The sequence below is a fragment of the Sinomicrobium pectinilyticum genome (assembly GCF_003725735.1).
Taxonomy (GTDB): Bacteria; Bacteroidota; Bacteroidia; order Flavobacteriales; family Flavobacteriaceae; genus Sinomicrobium; species Sinomicrobium pectinilyticum.
Genome location: NZ_RJTM01000021.1, coordinates 1 through 17,177, shown reverse-complemented (window position 1 = coordinate 17,177; position 17,177 = coordinate 1). Strand labels below are relative to the sequence as shown.

The following is a 17,177-nucleotide window of genomic DNA, read 5'->3' as shown; positions in this document are numbered from 1 at the left end:
GGCTGCAATTGGCCCCAAAATGACTCATTTTCGCTTCAATAAAAAAAGTTTAAACGAGTTCACTGTATAACTCAACAAAAAAAACACTATGTTAAAAAACGTTCGAATTATTGTCTTGTTGTTGGTACTATGGTCCGGACCGGGCTGCCGGCAAACGAAACCGGAACCGGAACTGAAACGGCCCAATATACTTTTTGTGATCAGTGACGACCAGTCCTTTGCCCATACCAGCTTTTCGGGCAGCAAATTTGTCAATACTCCGGCCTTTGACCGGGTGGCCCGTGAGGGAGTGTATTTTGCCGGTTGCATTGCCGGGTCACCGGGCTGCGCCCCGTCCCGGAGTTCTATTGTAACCGGACGCTATCCGTGGCAAAACGAACAATCCGGTCAGCATGCCTCTTCCTGGCTTAAAAAGTACGTCCCTTTTATTGATGAATTGGAGAAGGCCGGATATAGTACAGGACGTACCGGGAAAGGGGTGGGGCCTTTTCAATATGCCGGAAATACCAATGATTCCCTGTGGCGGGTTACCAATGCGGGTGGTATGGTCCATTCTGAAATAAGCTATGATAAAAAGGACAGATCGAACCTCGAAGGCTATGCCGATAAAATTAGCGGTACCGACTATTTCGGGAATTTTAAATACTTTATAGAAAATGTAAGGAAGGACAGACCTTTCTTCTTTTGGTACGGGGCGCACGAACCCCACAGGCCTTATGAAAAAGGTTCCTGGAAAAGGATGGGAAAACATTTGGAAGACGCGGAAGTGCCCGGCTTTCTCCCGGATAATGATGAGATCCGGGGCGATCTGTTGGATTATGCCGTTGAAGTGGAGTGGTTTGACAGGCATCTCGGGGATATTTTACAGTATCTGGAAGACATCGGGGAACTGGACAATACCATTGTAATCGTAACTTCGGATAATGGCAAACCGTTTCCGAGGGCCAAGGCCAATAGTTATGAGTATGGGATCCATGTTCCTATGGCCATTCGTTATCCTGAAAAATTTCCGGGCGGAAGGGTCATCAAAGACCCGATATCCTTTGTGGATATAGCCCCTACCATTCTGGAGATTGCCGGTAAAGGCCCCGGGGATATGATGCCGGTTACGGGAAAGAGCTTTTTGGATATCCTTACGTCAAATGAGGAAGGCTATGTAAAGGGAGAGAATGCTTATGCCTTTTCAGGCCGGGAGCGCCATTCCTCGTCCAGGTATGAGAACCGGGGCTATCCTCAACGTGCCATACGTAGCAGGGATTTCCTGTATATCTGGAACATGCGGCCGGAACGGTGGCCTGCGGGAGCACCCCGAAAATTTGATCCCGAAGATACTTTGCAATTGCTCCCCGTGAACGGTATAGGGGACGACGGGAAATATATCCCGCAAAGTGCCTATACCGATATCGATGATTGCCCCGCGAAAACCTATCTTCTGGAACATGCCGGTGATACGGATATAAAGCCATTCCTGGATCTGGCCGTGGACAAAAGACCGGAGTTTGAGCTGTACGCGATCAATACAGACCCGTATTGCCTGGAGAACCTCGCCGGAATGCCGGAATTTGCAGAAGAGGAAACACGGTTGAAAAAAGAACTGCTCAGCGAATTGAAAAGGACGAAGGACCCGAGGGTCGTTGGGCCGGACACGGAAATTTTTGATCGTTATAAAAGGTATTCCCCGATCCGGAAGTTTCCAAAACCGGATAATTTTTTTTAAGTCATCGGGAATAACTCTTTAACCTGAATAATGTATAAGCTCAAACTCCCCGTCCCGCAAGCGGGCTCCCCTTTTGAGACGAAAGACAAAACAGGGGAGCCCTTTTTCTTACTTGTGAGGTTAAGCTACCAATTCTTTTATCAATGATATTCCCTACCTTTTTCTGCACAGGAATATTCTTCATATCAAAAACCTCTATCTTTTCCCGGACCATAAGGTATAAACAGCCTTTATCCGGGAACTCCTTAAAGTCTCGAAGAGCATTACCCGAATAAGTCTTCAGATATGATCGTTTAATAGGGGGAATGGACCTCAAACGCTTAAGTCAGTATTAATATCCAAAAATTTCTGATTTATGCCCTGAGGATGTTAACCAAAACGGACATTGGTTATTCCGGATAATCTTCTATATTCCATTCTCTCGGAGCTTTAAACCCTTTTTTACCATCCTCGTAAGGGAGGACTTCCTGTTTGGATTCAATAGCGTCATAATTATCCACGGTTTGCTTTAATTTTTCGAAAATCTCAGAATGTTTTTCTTTTATATTCGTGGTCTCCCCGGGGTCTTCCTGCATGTTGAACAGCATATTTTCGTTTACTCTCATCCTGGTGTTCCTGCTATTCTTTTTCACTAATTTCCATTTCGTATTGACAATTGCTCCGTATCCGAGGTAAAAATCCCGTTCCCTTTTCTGTTTTTTACCTTTTAAAACCGGGAGCATATTTACTCCGTCCAACGTTTTTTCAGGTTGGGTTTTTATCCCGGCTATTTCTTTTAAGGTAGGTAATACATCAATATATCCCATGACCTGGTCAACTGTTCGTCCTCCTTCAAGACCATCGGGCCATTTCATTACGGCAGGTACTCTCACGCCCCCATCCCATTCCTGAAATTTATGTCCCCTAAGGCCGGCGGTAGTGCCTCCTTCATGGGGTGCCGGGCCATTATCACTTAAAAACAGAACCAGGGTATTCTTTTCAATCCCCAGTTTTTTGAGGGTCTTCATAATTTTCCCGATGCCCTGGTCCATACTCGTTACCATGGCCGAATAGGTCTGCCTGCGGGTATTCCCGCGCCCTGTTTCGCCATACCCTTTCTTTTTGCTAAAAAGAGGTTTATCCGCTTCAAATCCATATTTCAACAAATCTTCCTTTTTTGCCTGCAAAGGTCCGTGAGGGGCATTATAGGCTATATATAAAAAAAACGGGGATTCACCGGAATAGTCCCGAATGGATTTAACAGCTTCTTCCGTAATTAAATCAGTAGCATAACCTTTATCGTATGAAGTTTCAAAATCATTGTGCCAATCCAACTCACCTTCCCTCTTATGTGTAAAATAGTCTATAGCTCCGTTATAGTGACCATAGAAATGGGTAAATCCGCGTTTTAAAGGATGATAATATTTGCGGGAATGCCCCAGGTGCCATTTCCCCAAGGCCGCCCGGTTTTTATAGCCTGCCCTAGCCAATATTTCAGGTAAAAAAACCTCTGTGGTATCTACCCCAAAATCCCTCCAGGGAGGGATCACGGTTTCCCTGAGCCCAAAACGATCAGGATATCGTCCCGTCATAAGTCCTGCCCTTGTGGGAGAGCAAACCGGCGCCACATAAAATCTGTTCAGAACAATCCCTTCTCTTGACAATCTGTCAATATTCGGGGTTTTAATATCACTCCCGTGGTATCCTACATCGCCATTTCCAAGATCATCGGCCATGATTATAATAATATTGGGCTTCTCACCCAGTAACCTGCTTTCTTCCTCCTTCTCAGTTTTACAAGAGAGGAAAGCTATTAGTGCAAGGAATAGTAAATAATGATTTTTAATTTTCATATACCTGACCTATTGAATATTTTCTACGCTATCCATTTATCTGTAATATTACTAAAATTCTATTATGGTTCCTGGCACCATTGATTTCAAAAGGGCGGGTATTTATAGGGATATCGTATTTTCTCCATGGGTAATTTTGTTTCTTACTGTATACAGCTTGTTAATACTAACGTGAGTGAGTTCGAGTTAAAATAAAAATCAACTTACGTTATTTAATTCTCGGGTATTCTGTTAGTGTTGACGATGTTTACAAAATCCTTAAAACACAATGGATTTGGAGATACCGAACCGTTTACCTGTAATTCGAGGGATTTCTGGCAGAATATGGGGTTGATAAACCATGCGGGAGAACCGGGGGTCATATTCCTGGGACAGCTTTGTTGCAGCAGGGGATAGGTGGCCAGGACCACTCCGTATTTCTCAAACCTGTCGAAATAGATATCCAGGTAATGCTGAGGGTACCACGGGCGTGTAGCAAACATGGCTTCCCACTCTTCGGGGCTCACCCGGTTTGTATTGGCCTCTTTATACCATTGATAGAGTTTCCACTCCGGGTCACGGCCGTATTTTATGGCGAATTGCTTTCCGGCTTCATTGATATTCAGCGGCTCTGAAAGTTTGGAACGGTATAACCTGTGAAGCGAAAATTCCGGTACGATGATCGGTTTTTCCTTTACGATAGACCTTGCATATTCAAAGGCCCGGTCAATCTCCGTGGTATCTGCGATGTGAAGGTGGAGTGCAAGCCCCGTAATATCAGGATTGTTTTGTGTAAAGCGCAACAGGGCATTTACGGCCTGGTTTTCCCGGAACTTCTTTTCGAATAAGGCGGGAAAGGAGCCTACATAGATATCCGGGACTCCCGCAACGGTATCATTTTCAAAATAGGGGAGTGCCACTTCATACAGCAACCTTTTGGTAAAATCCACCAGGGGAATACTGCCATCGGCCTTTTTCTTCATATCCCGGTCCATGGTTTCGAGATTGGGTTCGTTCCCCAGTTTAAAAATGTCGACATAAGGGCCTACCACTTCCAGGATCTTAGAGGCGGTATCGAACAGTTCTTTTTCCTCCCGGGAACCTGGTGCGGGAATGCGCATGTTGTTTTTGGCAAAATCCCAGCGAAACCCGAAGGCCAGTTTGTAGCCCCTTTTTCCGGCTTCGACGACCCGGGTCAATGCCGGATCGTTTTCTGCCTTAAGGTCACCAAAGGCGTAATCCATGATCCTCGGTGTTGTTCTTATCCAGTTGACCTGGGCCTTCCCAAGATATTTAAAATCCATGATCTCGGGATTGTGGTTAAAGTTAGCTCCCAATTCCTGTGAATAGCCGGTGAGGGACAGGAGCAACAAGTATAAAATCATTATGTGGCGAATGAGACTCATTTTATATGTTTTTATCGAGTTATATGTTTAATTTCTATATAATTCTTTGTGTCTCTTTGTACCTGCTTTGTGAATCTTTGTGGTAAAATAAAGCCCATGACATGGAAAACCACAAAGACCACAAAGTTTTTCACCATGGTCAGAAAGTTCGGAGACTTTTGAAATGTCCATCTGTTTTATAGAACATGCAGATGTTTAACCATTTGTTTATGAGTTTAATATATATAGAATCTATATGCATAATTCAGTTATATATTTCTTAATAACCATTACGTTGTTCTAAAGCCGGGTTGGCGTTCAGTTCGGCTTGCGGATATGGAAAATAGTGCTGAAATTCCCGGGCATTGACCCCTCTTTGCTGTGCGTATTCAATTAATTTGCCGTGCCGTACCAGGTCTTCCCGGCGCTTGCCTTCGGAGAAAAATTCCCAGCCCCGTTCCTGTAAAATGATATCGTTAAAGCTGTCCTTGTTCCCTACTACTGCCAGGGTATACGGATCGTCGACAGACCGGGTCCTGACTGTGTTCACCAGGTCTAAGGCTTCCTGGGTGGGGCCGTTCAGCTGGTTCAGGGCTTCTGCCCGGGCAAGAAGGATATCCGCATATCTTATGTAGGGATGATCCGAACCGGCAAAATTCCCCACCTGGTCATTGTCAAAATATTTTAAGCTCCTGGTATTATCTGCGGTGCCCCTCAGGTTTACCGTGTTTCCGCCGAGGTTGGTGTAACTTTCAATGATGGTTTGTTTCCTGTCGTCACCAGCGTCGAAAGAGTCGTAGAAGTCGTCCCTTATACTGAATTGGGTGGCCCAGTTGGCCATGGCAGATGTCCAGGTAAATTCGGGAATGGCTTCGGCCTCCATAAAACCGGGAGGAAAGGCACCATTCTGGTATTGGTTACCGAAGCCTTGCTCATTGGTCAGGGACCATGTGACTATGATCTCCCTGTTCCCTTCGTTCTCTACAAAAAAGGTGGCCCTGTAATCCGGGTACAGTTCGTAGTAATTCAGGTCCATGATCATTTCTGTGACCTCCGCCACTTTGGCCCACTGTTTGGTTTGAAGTAAAAATTTGGCCAGTATGGCCAGGGAGTGCCCTTTGGTGGCACGGCCTCTCTGGGTTTGTTCGGAAGGGGGTAAAAGATCGGTGGTAGCTTCTCTTAATTCCGTTTCCACGAAGGTCAGAAACTCTTCTTCCGAGGGCAGGGATAATTCCTGCGGCTGGGCTTCGAGATCTGTGGTCGTTCTGAGCGGAACCACACCGAAATACCTGTATAAAAAGGCGTATTGGGCAGCCCTCAGGTAACGGGCTTCTGCAGTGATAAGCGCCTTGGCCTCTTCGCTGACCGGTGAGTTTTCTATATTTTCCAGTACAGTGTTCGCATCTCTTATGGCGCGGTACCGGGGTATCCAGAAAACTTGGTCGAATTTAGGGACCGAAGCGTCCCAGTTGAAGTCTAAAAAGGGTTTCATCTCCCGTTCTACAGCTCCTTGCCGGACAAAGCCGATATCGGTAGTGACTTCATTGATCAGGATTTCATCTTTTACGGTTTCTCCGGCATTATCGAACTGGTAGGCCGAAAACAGCAGAGCTTCGAGGCCTTCCTGGGATTGTATCACATTGTCCGGAGAAAATTCATCCACCGGGGGCATGTCCAGTTCAGATTCACAGGAAGTGAACAGGATGCAAAGGGCCAGCCCCGTCAAAATATTTTTTATGCTTGTGATTTTCATGTCGGTAATTTGTTTAAAATTCGATGTTAAGTCCTATCAGGTATGTCCTTGGTACCGGGTAGGCATTAAAGTCCAGGGCTGTGGTATTCCTTCCGCTGGCATTTGCGGCAGGGTCCACACCGCTGTAATCGGTAACCGTCAGCAGGTTCTGTCCTGTTACGTAGATCGATAAGTTATTGATGAATCCCAGGGTTTCCGGGGAGAATTGATATCCCAACCTGACGGATTGCAATCTCCAGTAGGAAGCGTCTTCTACGGTCCTGCTGTTTATGAGGGCATTTGCCCCTCCCTGTGAAGTAGGGTTCACGAAAGACGGATATTTGTTCGTAGGGTTGTCCGGCGTCCACCGGTTAAGCAAGGGATCGGCGATACGGTTTCTCCGGAAATTATTGGGGGAATAGGTGTTGATGAGATTACCGTTTAATCGTTCTACACCTTCAACGCCCTGCATAACGATATCGAGTGTAAAACCATGTAGTTTGAGATTACTCGTCAGCCCCCATGTGAAGTCGGGAATGGAATTTCCGAGGATTACCCGGTCATCTGCATTGATAACACCATCGCCATTGACGTCCCGGTATTTGATATCCCCGGGTTGCACCTGGGGCTCGGTGATACTGAAATCATCGCTTTCCTGCCAGATACCATCAACGATAAAACCGTAATAGCTGTCTAGTGTCCGTCCCGGGGAAACAATACTGAAATCCGGGATCTGTGACTGTCCCCCGCGAATAATATCGCCGCGGTCCCCGATGTCGAGAACCTTGTTGTCCAGCGTAGCGAAGTTCCCGGATAGTTCCCAGCTGAAATTGTCTTTTCTGAAAATATCCAGGTTCAGGGTAAACTCAAGGCCCTGGTTACGCACGCCACCCAGGTTTTGCGTCTGGCCCTCAAATCCCGTATTCAGCGCCTGGGGTACGACCAGGAGCAGGTCGGTGGTCTTTTTGTTAAAATAATCTATGGAACCGGAGATCCTGTGATCCAGGAAACCGAAATCCAGCCCTAAGTCATACTGTACCGCCTTTTCCCAGGTGAGGTCGGGGTTGGCGATACGTGTGGGGTAGATGGTATTGTAAAAGTCATCGCCGAAAAGCAGATCGCCCCCGGCCGAAAAAGTCTGGAATGTCAGGGAGTTGCCTATGTTGGCATTCCCGGTACTTCCCACGCTGGCCCTTAATTTCAGCTGGCTGATCCATTCCGCACTATTTATAAAACTTTCGCTGTGGATCTTCCAGGCCACTGCTCCCGAAGGGAAATAACCGAATTTATTATTGTCGCCGAACCTCGACGACCCGTCGGCCCTGATCGATGCGGTAAACAGGTATTTGTCGTTCAGCGAATAATTTACCCGGGCCAGGTAAGAGATAAACCGCGCCTGGTTTCTTCCGCTTCCGAGGTTGTTGAGCTCCGGGTCTCCCGAGCCGATGGCATCGGTTCCCAGATCGGGCAGGGCAAATCCCCGGGCATTGCCTGAAAATGACTTGGTCTGAAAATATTCATAGGTAGCTCCCAGCATGGCTGCCAGGTTATCATCACCGAAATCCTTGTTGTAATTAAGTGTACCCTCGATGGAAACATAGTCTTTTCTGCCCGTCTGGATGCTTGCGATCCCTCCTGTTCCTGCTCCGTTCAAAGTGTAGGGCTGGATAAATATATCCCTCCGTACATGTTGCGTATCGCCTCCTAACTGCACTTTGGCCGACAGGGAGGGGAGCAGGAAGTATTCGAAAAAGGTGTTTCCGTAGAACCTGAAGGTCTCGCCTGTTGCATCTTCACCGCGGAGTATGGACAGCGGATTGTCTATAGTGATAAAATCCGAAAGGCGGTAAGAGCCGTCTGCGCTATAGGGTTTTATGGTAGGGTCGTAATTTATGGCAGCATAAAGGGCGCCTCCGTTCTCATTGATTCCGGACCCGGTAGATGCAAAATCATCCCCGATGAAAGAAGCATTCATATTTATCCCGTATTTGTATTTCTCAGAGGAATTGGAATTCAGGTTCAGGCGGATGTTATAACGTTCGATCCCGGACCCCTTGACCAGGCCTTCCTGACTAAAATAATTGAGTGAAGCATAATAGTTCAGGTTTTGGGTGGCCCCGGAAAAGGACAGATTGTGATTTTGAGTGGGGGCGGCCTGCAGTACCTGGTCCAGCCAGTTTGTTCCCCCGTCTTCGATCTCTTCGATCCTCTGGCCCGGATCCCCGCCTCCGTCATCGATAATTCCGTTGAGAACGGTCTGGTATTCCGACGGACTTAACAGGTCGAGTGTCCGGGCAGCTTCCTGCATACCGTAATAAAAATCGTAATTGACCCTGAGTTTCCCGGTTTTACCTTTTTTTGTCGTGATCAGAACAACCCCGTTAGAGCCCCGGGATCCGTAGATTGCGGTACTTGAAGCATCTTTCAGGACTTCAATCGACTGGATATCTGCAGGGTTGAGGGTATTCAGGGGATTCCGGGGCGTGGAGTTTGCTGTAAATCCTGCGCCCCCGGTTGCGGCGACAGCGCCGTTGTTTACAATAATCCCGTCGATCACGTACAAGGGTTCCGTACCGGCATTTATGGAACCGGAACCACGGATGTTTACGCTTAATCCACCGCCGGGTTCATTGCTTTTCTGGCTGATCTGTACTCCCGCAACCCGTCCCTGGAGAGCCTGTTCTACCGATGCGTTGGCCCCGGGATTCAGGTCTTCCGCTTTTACGGATGAAACGGCCCCGGTAAGGTCACTTTTCTTAACGGAGCCATAACCTATGACGACAACCTCGTCCAGCGCTTCCTGGCCCGGCTCGAGCACCACATTTATGGTGGAACGACCATCAACATTGATCTCCCGGGTTGTAAACCCCAGGTAGCTGAACTTCAGCGTTTCGTCGCCTGATACGTTATCAATCACGTAATTTCCGTCAAAATCGGTTTGTACGCCGTTATTGGTGCCTTTTACAATAACATTGACACCGGGCAGGGGCTGTCCGTCTTCGGATGAAGTTACGGTCCCCGAGACTTCCCTGTCCTGTCCGCTCGCCGTAAAACCTGTGATCTGGAAAACGATGACCGACAAACAGGAAATAAGTACCTGCCGAGATTTAGCTTTTGTCATAATGTGTGTTTTAGATTGACTTTTGGTTTTGGGTTTGTATCGCCCTGAACAGCGATAAAAGGCTCCGGACAGGGATGGTTAAACTGATACCTCCCGGTTTGGGGATCGGGTTCTCCAGTCCGGTTGGCATAAAATCCGCTTAGTTTAAGTGTCCGGTAGTCCTGGGGTACATATGCTTTTTATCATCATTAAAGTTTTCGTAGTTGCCATTTAAAATTCTTTTTCATCCTTTATATCTGCCGTATACAGGCCCAGGTCGAATGCGTGATCTTTATTTTGAGGCAGAACCTGTATGGCAATGGTGTTTTTTCCTTTTTTCAGGTATTTCCGGGCATTGGAAATAAGTAGGTTCCTGTAATGTCTTTTGCGTCCTCCCTCGTGTTTTTCCGAGGTAACGAGTTGCCCGTTCAAATAAACCTTCATGCCGGCCTTGTCCAGGTAATACCGCAATATGATCTCTTCGGGAATACGATCAAGATCAAATACTTTGAACAGGCCCAGGTTTTCCCGGGTTTTCCATGTGCTTCCATCAGGTAAAAAGTAGTTGTCATACGAGCTGAAAGGCGCTTTTTGTTCCTGCCATCCTTTGATCTTCCGGGGCTCTCCGTTCCAGTCCGGATCAATGTTATAAGCTGTTTTCCAGGTATTCGGTTTGTGTTCGGAATCGGCAATAATGGTCATCAGCCTGCCCGGTTTTTTGTAAAGGGGGGCTATCAAAGGCCGGGTTTCTTCCGGGGCTAATTTGGAGATCTTTCTGTCGTATGTCATCAGTCCGTTTACTTCACCTTCGACATCCGTGGTCTGTGTGTATATGGCTGCCGAAAGCCCGGAACTCTTTAATCCCGTGAGGTCCCGCATCAATGCGATGAATCGTTCTTTATATTCTTTTTGATCCTTGAATGTGAGATATCCCCAGTTTTTCCTGTTCCACCAGATATGGTTGTCCACAGCCCAGCCTATGCCGCCGAACTCCCCGATAACGGCGGCCCTGTTCTCTTCGGGAAATTCCATTCCGGGGCCGGGGTATAAATGTACATCGATGATATCGCCGACTCCCCGGTCTGCCCATCCGCTGGGAGAATCGATCAAACGACTGGGGTCGTAATTTTCTACCCATTCGGTCACTCTTTCGGTATCGTATTGTCCCCAGCCTTCGTTGAACGGGACCCAGACTACAATGGAGGGAAAAGCGTGGAGGTGATCCATCATTTCTTTCAGCTCCGTTTCGAACTGCCTTGCGGATTCCGCGGTTCTCTCGGCATCCTTTTCCTCCCAGGCCTGGATGCGGAGGTCCTCAAAATAATTGCCGTTGGGCATATCCTGCCAGACCAGCATTCCCATCTTGTCGCATTCGTAGTAAAAGACCGCGGGCTCTACTTTTACGTGCTTGCGAAGCATGTTAAAGCCCCATTTTTCGGTCATTTCCACATCGTACATCATAGCTTCTTTGGAAGGGGCCGTGTATAGCCCGTCCGGCCACCAGCCCTGGTCCAGTAATCCGAACTGGAAAAGGGGCCTGTTATTTAATAAGATCCGGGTATGACCGTTTTCGTCTTTTCCCAGACCGACCTTTCTCATTCCGAAATAGCTGGAAATCTTGTCCACGACCTTGCCGTTTTTAAGAAGCTGTATTTCCAGGTCATACAGATGCGGGTTTTCCGGGCTCCAGAGGATCTGGTCCGGGATCTTTAACTGAAAAACGGCCTTTTCCTGTCCCTGTTTCAATGCGCGGCTTGAGGTCGCGATCTCCTTCCCCTTACTGAAGGCCGTAATTTTCAGGACACCATCATGTGAAAGCCCGCTGATGGCAATCTCCGATCTAAGCAGGGCGTCGTCTATATGCGGAGTGTTTTTGACGGTGGTGATATGATCTTCAGCTGTTTTTTCGAGCCATACGGTCTGCCAGATCCCGGTAACCGGTGTATACCATATGCCCCTGGGGTCCGCCACCTGTTTGCCCCTGGGTTGCGTACCGGCATCCGTAGGGTCCCAGACCTTTACGGTCAGGGTTTGCCTGTCTTTTTTCAGATAGGGGGTGATATCCAGGCTGAACGGGGTGAACCCACCGCGGTGTTCGCCGGCTTTCTTCCCGTTGATGAAGACCGTCGCTTCCCAGTCTACGGCCCCGAAATTCAGATGTATCTTTTCGCTTCCGGAATGTTCGGGAACCGTAAAGCTCGTCTGATACCAAAGATTATTGTCCTTGCCAACCATTTTTTTTACCTGGCTCAGTTCCGATTCAACGGCAAAGGGCACCAGTATTTCGCCCTGGAAGCGGGAGGGGAATTCTTCCGAAACGGGGAGGATAGCGTATTTCCACAACCCATTGAGGTTTTTCCAGTTGTCCCTTTTCATCTGGGGACGCGGATATTCGTTCCAGACGTTTTCCGGGTTAACATCTTTGGCCCATGGAGTTGGAAGAGAGAATTTAAGTACATTTTCCGCTTTCTGTGCCATACCCAGGAAAGGGATGAGAATCAGTGCAAATACAATTTTCTTCATTGATCTTTTAATTATTTCGGAGTTGGATAAGGATTGTGTTTTCGGGCTGGGATATTTCGTTGAAAATCCCCGGGAAAAAGAAGGATGATCCGGGGATAATTATTTTTCCCGGCCTCCTGTTTATGGTGTGGGTTTTTATAGAAGTATATCTTTCCATATTGATAATTGTTAAAAATGTCTTAGTTTTATCTCGTTAATTTTGTGTTTAATTCATTATAGTGTGTAATATTTTGATGATTTCATTTTGTAATGTTAAATGAATATTAAATTGTCGCTCTGTACTTTTGTTTACACTCATAGCATTTTTGTTTATTTTTTTGAAATCCCCGTTCAAGTAGAGATATTATGAAGATTTTCCCCCGTTTTTTCAGACAGATGTTTGCTTTTTTAATGCAGATCCTTCTTTTGTCGGTATTCATATTTCCGGGCAGGTCCGGCGGACAGGAGATCGAATTTGAAAAAATAACCGCGAAAGACGGTTTAACCCATAGTACGGTCTATGATATTACCCAGGACGCTACCGGGGTCATGTGGTTTGGTACCAGGGAAGGGCTCAACAGTTATAACGGGAGTAAGATCACGACTTATTATCACGATCCGGAAAATGACAACAGCATTAACAGCAATCAGATCAATACAGTTGCAAACCTGGAAAGCGGACTATATATCGGCACCGATTCGGGACTGGACAAATTTGAACCCGGGACGCATTTCTTCAGGCATCTGCTGAAAGGGAGCACAGGCACTGTAAATGCCATTTTCGAGTCCGGTGACGGTACTGTTTTTGTAGGAGCGGGCAGAGGCCTTTTTACGATTGACGGAGAGGAAACCGTACACCATTACTTAAAAGGAAGTACTGTTAAAGCTATTGCAGCATACAAAAAAAATGTGTTCTGGGCGGCACTCAACAAACGGATATTGCTGATCAATAACTACGGGGAGATCATAAAGAAATACGTGATCCCTGACAGTCCGCATACATCCGACGGCAATATATTTACCATCAACACCCTTTTTAAAGACAGGGAGGGAGCTGTCTGGGTAGGGACGTCACGTGGCCTGTTTTATTTTGACAAGGCCAGTGATTCTTTCCGGCACATGGCTATCGGCAATTCGAATACCATAGAGGCCGAAGTCATCCGGAGCATAGACCAGGGGACCGGGAATAACCTCTGGCTGGGTACCGAGAGCGGTATATTTGTCTATGACAAGGAAACCGGGGCCTTGGTAAATTACTACACGCAGTCGTTCAGCGAACAACCCGAAACACTTTCGGATAAATCGGTTTACAGCATATTTATCAGTAAAGAACAGATTGTATGGATCGGGACCTACTTCGGAGGCGTAAACTATACAAATCCCAGATCCGGGGGAGTCGTTAAATACTTTCCGAGCGATTATAAAAATTCCATCGGGGGAAAAGCCGTAAGCCAGATCGTTGAAATGGAAAACGGGGAAATCTGGATAGGTACCGAAGACGGGGGCATCAGTATCCTTGACAAGCGGAGCGAACGCTTTCGGTTCTTGAATACGGGAGATGGGTTGAGCAGCAATAATATCCATTCCCTGGAAGAAGACAGCCGTGGTAATATCTGGATAGGGACCTTCCTGGGCGGACTGAACAGGTATGAGAAAAAGACCGGGAAGATCTCGGTTTTTAAGTTTGATAAGAACGATAAGAACTCGTTGTCCAATAATTGCGTATATGCTATCCGTGAGGATCGGAGCGGAAGGCTTTGGGTGGGAACGCAATTCGGCCTGAATATATACGATCGCGACTCGAAGAAGTTCAGTCTTTACAAAGCTGAAGTTTTGGGCAATAAGTTTGTGTATGACATTCTGGAAGATTCCGAAAATAACCTCTGGATCTGTACCCGTCGTTCGGGTGTATACAGGCTCGATGCTGAAACGGGAGAGCTTACCCATCCCGAGATCGTTTCAGGGACCGGTTCCGGGGAAAAAGGGCAAATAGTAAGCGCTTATGAAGATTCAAAAGGAAATATCTGGTTCGGGTCCCTGGATCAGGGGGTTGTATTGCACAGGAAAAACGGGCAAAACCTTGAGTCTTTCGAACAGAATAAAAACCTGCCGAACAGCAATACATACGGAATACTGGAAGATGAATTCGGAAAAATATGGATATCGACCAATAAGGGAATAAGTGTTTACGACCCGGAAAAAAACAGCCTGGGGCATTTGGGGATCGAAGACGGGCTCAGTACGAACCAGTTCAATTTCAAATCGGCTTTCAGGGACAGGAGGGGCATGCTCTATTTCGGATCGGTCTATGGGTTGAATGTCATAGATCCTGCCGAATTCAATGAGTCTCCCGGGACACCGGACCTGGAATTCAACAGTTTTCAACTGTTTAACCGGGAAGTTCCGGTTACAGAAAAAGGGGTGTTGAAAAAACATATCAATTATCAGGACAAGATAAGGCTGAACCATAAACAGGATGTTATCTCCATAGCGTACGGGGCCATTGATTACGGTAACGAAGGCGCCGTAAAGTACGCCTATAAGCTGGACGGTTTTGACGACGGCTGGAATGAGGTAGGCACCAAAACCACGGCGACCTACACCAACCTTTCTCCCGGTGACTATACCTTCAGGGTCAGGACCCTGCCGCTTTCCCTGAACAATGAACGGAAAATAGCGCTGACTGTCCTCCCGCCGTTCTGGAAAACCGATATAGCCTATTTTGCTTACGTATTGATCATCCTGCTGATAGTCTATGCCTACTGGCGGTTTGTAAGGTTCGTTCACGATCAGAAACTGGCCCTGCAAATGGAAAGGCTCGAAAAGGAAAAGATCAATGAACTGAACCGGCACAAACTCAATTTCTTTACGTTCATTTCGCACGAGTTCAAGACCCCTTTGACGCTGATCATGGCGTCTGTCGAAAAATTTTTCAGGGAAAAAGTGAACAGGAGTGCCCCTCCGGAAGAATTGCTGTCGATCAAAAAAAATACGGAGAAACTCAATCAGCTTATACACCAATTGCTTGAGTTCCGCAAAATTGAGACCGAACATGCGAAACTCGAGCTTAAAAAGGGAGATATAGTGTTGTTCCTCAAAGATACTTTTGAAGCGTTTAACCCGCTGTTTGAAGCTAAAGGGATCGACCATGATTTTCGTTCCGAAATTCCGGAATACACCTGTTATTTCGATCCCTCCAAGGTAGAAATGATTACCACCAACCTCGTTTCAAATGCTTTGAAGAACACACCCGAAGGCGGAACAATACGCCTGGGCATGCGGATAAGCAGCGCTCTCGACGAAAAAAAGAGGAGCAGGATCTTCCTTGAATTTACCGATACCGGCGAAGGAATGTCGGCCGGGGTGATCACAAAGGTCACCGAGCCATTTTACAAGCAGGAAGGACAGGACGGGAATTTCAATTCGGGACTCGGTCTGGCCCTGGTAAAAAGCCTTGCCGATTTCCTGGAAGGAAAACTGGATATAAGATCGGAACAGGGGAGGGGAACTACGATAAATGTAGACTTTCCGCTAATACTCAAAATAAAAAGCGAAAAGGAACTGCAAAAAGTTAGCGGTAATAAATCATTGAATGTGATGAACGATCTTATCATCGGCAATATTGAGACGGAGGAGTTTACCGGGCTGCAAAAAAAGAACAACCTTAAAATCCTGATCGCCGAAGATAATGTGGAGCTCATGAAATTCCTGCAGCGCCATTTTGCCGGAAGGTTCCGTGTCATAACAGCCAGGGATGGTGAACAGGCCCTTAAAAAGATGGAACAAGCTCATCCCGATATCATAATTTCCGATGTCAGGATGCCCGGCCTTTCGGGAATACAGTTTTGCAGAAAAGTAAAATCCGATCCCGATACCCGCCACATCCCTTTTCTGTTATTAACGGCCAGGAACAACGATAACTTCAGGATCGATGCTTTGGCCTCGGGAGCAAATGTCTACCTGACCAAACCTTTTAACCTGAAAGAACTCGATCTGCTGGTGACCAACCTGCTGGAGACCAATAAAAACCTTGAAAAACGTTTTTCCGGAATAAATACACCCGACCCGGAACATATTCCTACAAATAATCATGAGCGCGAATTCCTGAGAACAATATCTACTCTGGTGGAGCAACATCATTCCAATCCCGGATTTGGTGTCGAGAGCCTTGCGGATGAAGCGGGGATCAGTCGTTCCTTACTTCATATAAAAATGAAGAAGATCACCGGGCTGAGTGCATTGGACTACATTAAGCGTGTACGGATGAAAAAAGCTGTCCGGCTTATCCGGGAGGGCAAGAATATTTCGGAAGTAGCCTATAAAGTAGGATATAGCGACCCGAACTATTTTAGCCGCGCATTCAAAAAGGAATTTCATGTAACCCCCACTCAATTTGCCGAACAAAAATGATCACTTCAAATATAAAAAAATAAGAGATTACTTGCGGATTTACATTTATCGTAAGAAAGCCAAAAAGGCCGTTATAGGTGTCCTGATCGGTATCCTATTTGAAAAAATAAATATGATGTACTGATTTATAAGGTCGTGTAAAATACATTCAAAGACTTTACAAAGGGGGCCATCATCAGCTATCACCGCGATTCGGGCTTTAGCGGGCAGGCGGAAAAGGTGGTGATCTATAAAAGGTGTAAGGTGGCTTACGACGCGTTGCAAAATGAACACCATAGTCATACCTTACAGGAAAAATACAGCCTGCGGGACAGCACCCATACCCGGGAAGCCCGGCAGTACGAAGCCAGGGCCGTACAGCGTACCGGTGCTACCAGCCCACGCCGGTGGTTGATCGCCATAGGGGTCCTGGTCTTTATCTTCCTCACCCTGGTGATCCGGAAGCATTTCCGGTGGCGGAAACTACCGGGGTTTTTATTCCCGCGCAAGCCCGGATAGGGCCATTTAAGGGAATGCGTTT

At 46.9% G+C, this 17,177-nt stretch carries 8 protein-coding genes; 3 read left to right on the top strand and 5 right to left on the bottom strand.

The window, feature by feature from the left end; translation table 11 throughout:
• Window positions 1-88 precede the first annotated feature (88 nt).
• Window positions 89-1,717, top strand: a complete 1,629-nt coding sequence (locus ED312_RS03915) for a sulfatase family protein (protein WP_123214704.1) — start codon at window positions 89-91, stop codon at window positions 1,715-1,717.
• 389 nt (window positions 1,718-2,106) lie between these two features.
• Here ED312_RS03915 and ED312_RS03905 read toward each other — a convergent pair whose 3' ends face one another.
• The 5 genes from ED312_RS03905 to ED312_RS03885 all read right to left on the bottom strand — a co-directional run bounded on the left by ED312_RS03905 (window position 2,107) and on the right by ED312_RS03885 (window position 12,268).
• On the bottom strand, window positions 2,107-3,549 hold the full coding sequence (locus tag ED312_RS03905; protein WP_123214702.1) for a sulfatase-like hydrolase/transferase: 1,443 nt from the start codon (window positions 3,547-3,549) through the stop codon (window positions 2,107-2,109).
• 212 nt (window positions 3,550-3,761) lie between these two features.
• Window positions 3,762-4,934, bottom strand: coding sequence for a hypothetical protein (locus ED312_RS03900; RefSeq protein WP_148044208.1), 1,173 nt, complete (start codon window positions 4,932-4,934; stop codon window positions 3,762-3,764).
• Between the two features lie 259 nt (window positions 4,935-5,193).
• Window positions 5,194-6,666, bottom strand: a complete 1,473-nt coding sequence (locus ED312_RS03895; protein WP_123214700.1) for a RagB/SusD family nutrient uptake outer membrane protein — start codon at window positions 6,664-6,666, stop codon at window positions 5,194-5,196.
• A 13-nt stretch (window positions 6,667-6,679) separates the two neighbouring features.
• Complete coding sequence (locus ED312_RS03890) at window positions 6,680-9,766, bottom strand: SusC/RagA family TonB-linked outer membrane protein (protein ID WP_123214699.1); 3,087 nt, start codon at window positions 9,764-9,766, stop codon at window positions 6,680-6,682.
• Between the two features lie 210 nt (window positions 9,767-9,976).
• Window positions 9,977-12,268 carry a glycoside hydrolase family 2 protein gene (locus ED312_RS03885; protein WP_123214698.1) on the bottom strand — a complete coding sequence of 764 codons (2,292 nt, stop codon included), beginning with the start codon at window positions 12,266-12,268 and terminating at the stop codon, window positions 9,977-9,979.
• Window positions 12,269-12,613: 345 nt separating this feature from the next.
• Between ED312_RS03885 and ED312_RS03880 the strand changes: the two genes are divergently transcribed.
• Window positions 12,614-16,657, top strand: coding sequence for a hybrid sensor histidine kinase/response regulator transcription factor (locus tag ED312_RS03880; protein WP_123214697.1), 4,044 nt, complete (start codon window positions 12,614-12,616; stop codon window positions 16,655-16,657).
• Window positions 16,658-16,900: 243 nt separating this feature from the next.
• Complete coding sequence (locus ED312_RS23570) at window positions 16,901-17,155, top strand: hypothetical protein (RefSeq protein WP_148044207.1); 255 nt, start codon at window positions 16,901-16,903, stop codon at window positions 17,153-17,155.
• Window positions 17,156-17,177: the final 22 nt, after the last annotated feature.

Bases quoted from the DNA above. Each gene is read 5' to 3' on its own strand.
- ED312_RS03880 (WP_123214697.1), top strand. From the start codon at position 12,614: ATGAAGATTTTCCCCCGTTTTTTCAGACAGATGTTTGCTTTTTTAATG.
- ED312_RS03895 (WP_123214700.1), bottom strand. From the start codon at position 6,666: ATGAAAATCACAAGCATAAAAAATATTTTGACGGGGCTGGCCCTTTGC.
- ED312_RS03915 (WP_123214704.1), top strand. From the start codon at position 89: ATGTTAAAAAACGTTCGAATTATTGTCTTGTTGTTGGTACTATGGTCC.
- ED312_RS03905 (WP_123214702.1), bottom strand. From the start codon at position 3,549: ATGAAAATTAAAAATCATTATTTACTATTCCTTGCACTAATAGCTTTC.
- ED312_RS03890 (WP_123214699.1), bottom strand. From the start codon at position 9,766: ATGACAAAAGCTAAATCTCGGCAGGTACTTATTTCCTGTTTGTCGGTC.
- ED312_RS03885 (WP_123214698.1), bottom strand. From the start codon at position 12,268: ATGAAGAAAATTGTATTTGCACTGATTCTCATCCCTTTCCTGGGTATG.
- ED312_RS03900 (WP_148044208.1), bottom strand. From the start codon at position 4,934: ATGAGTCTCATTCGCCACATAATGATTTTATACTTGTTGCTCCTGTCC.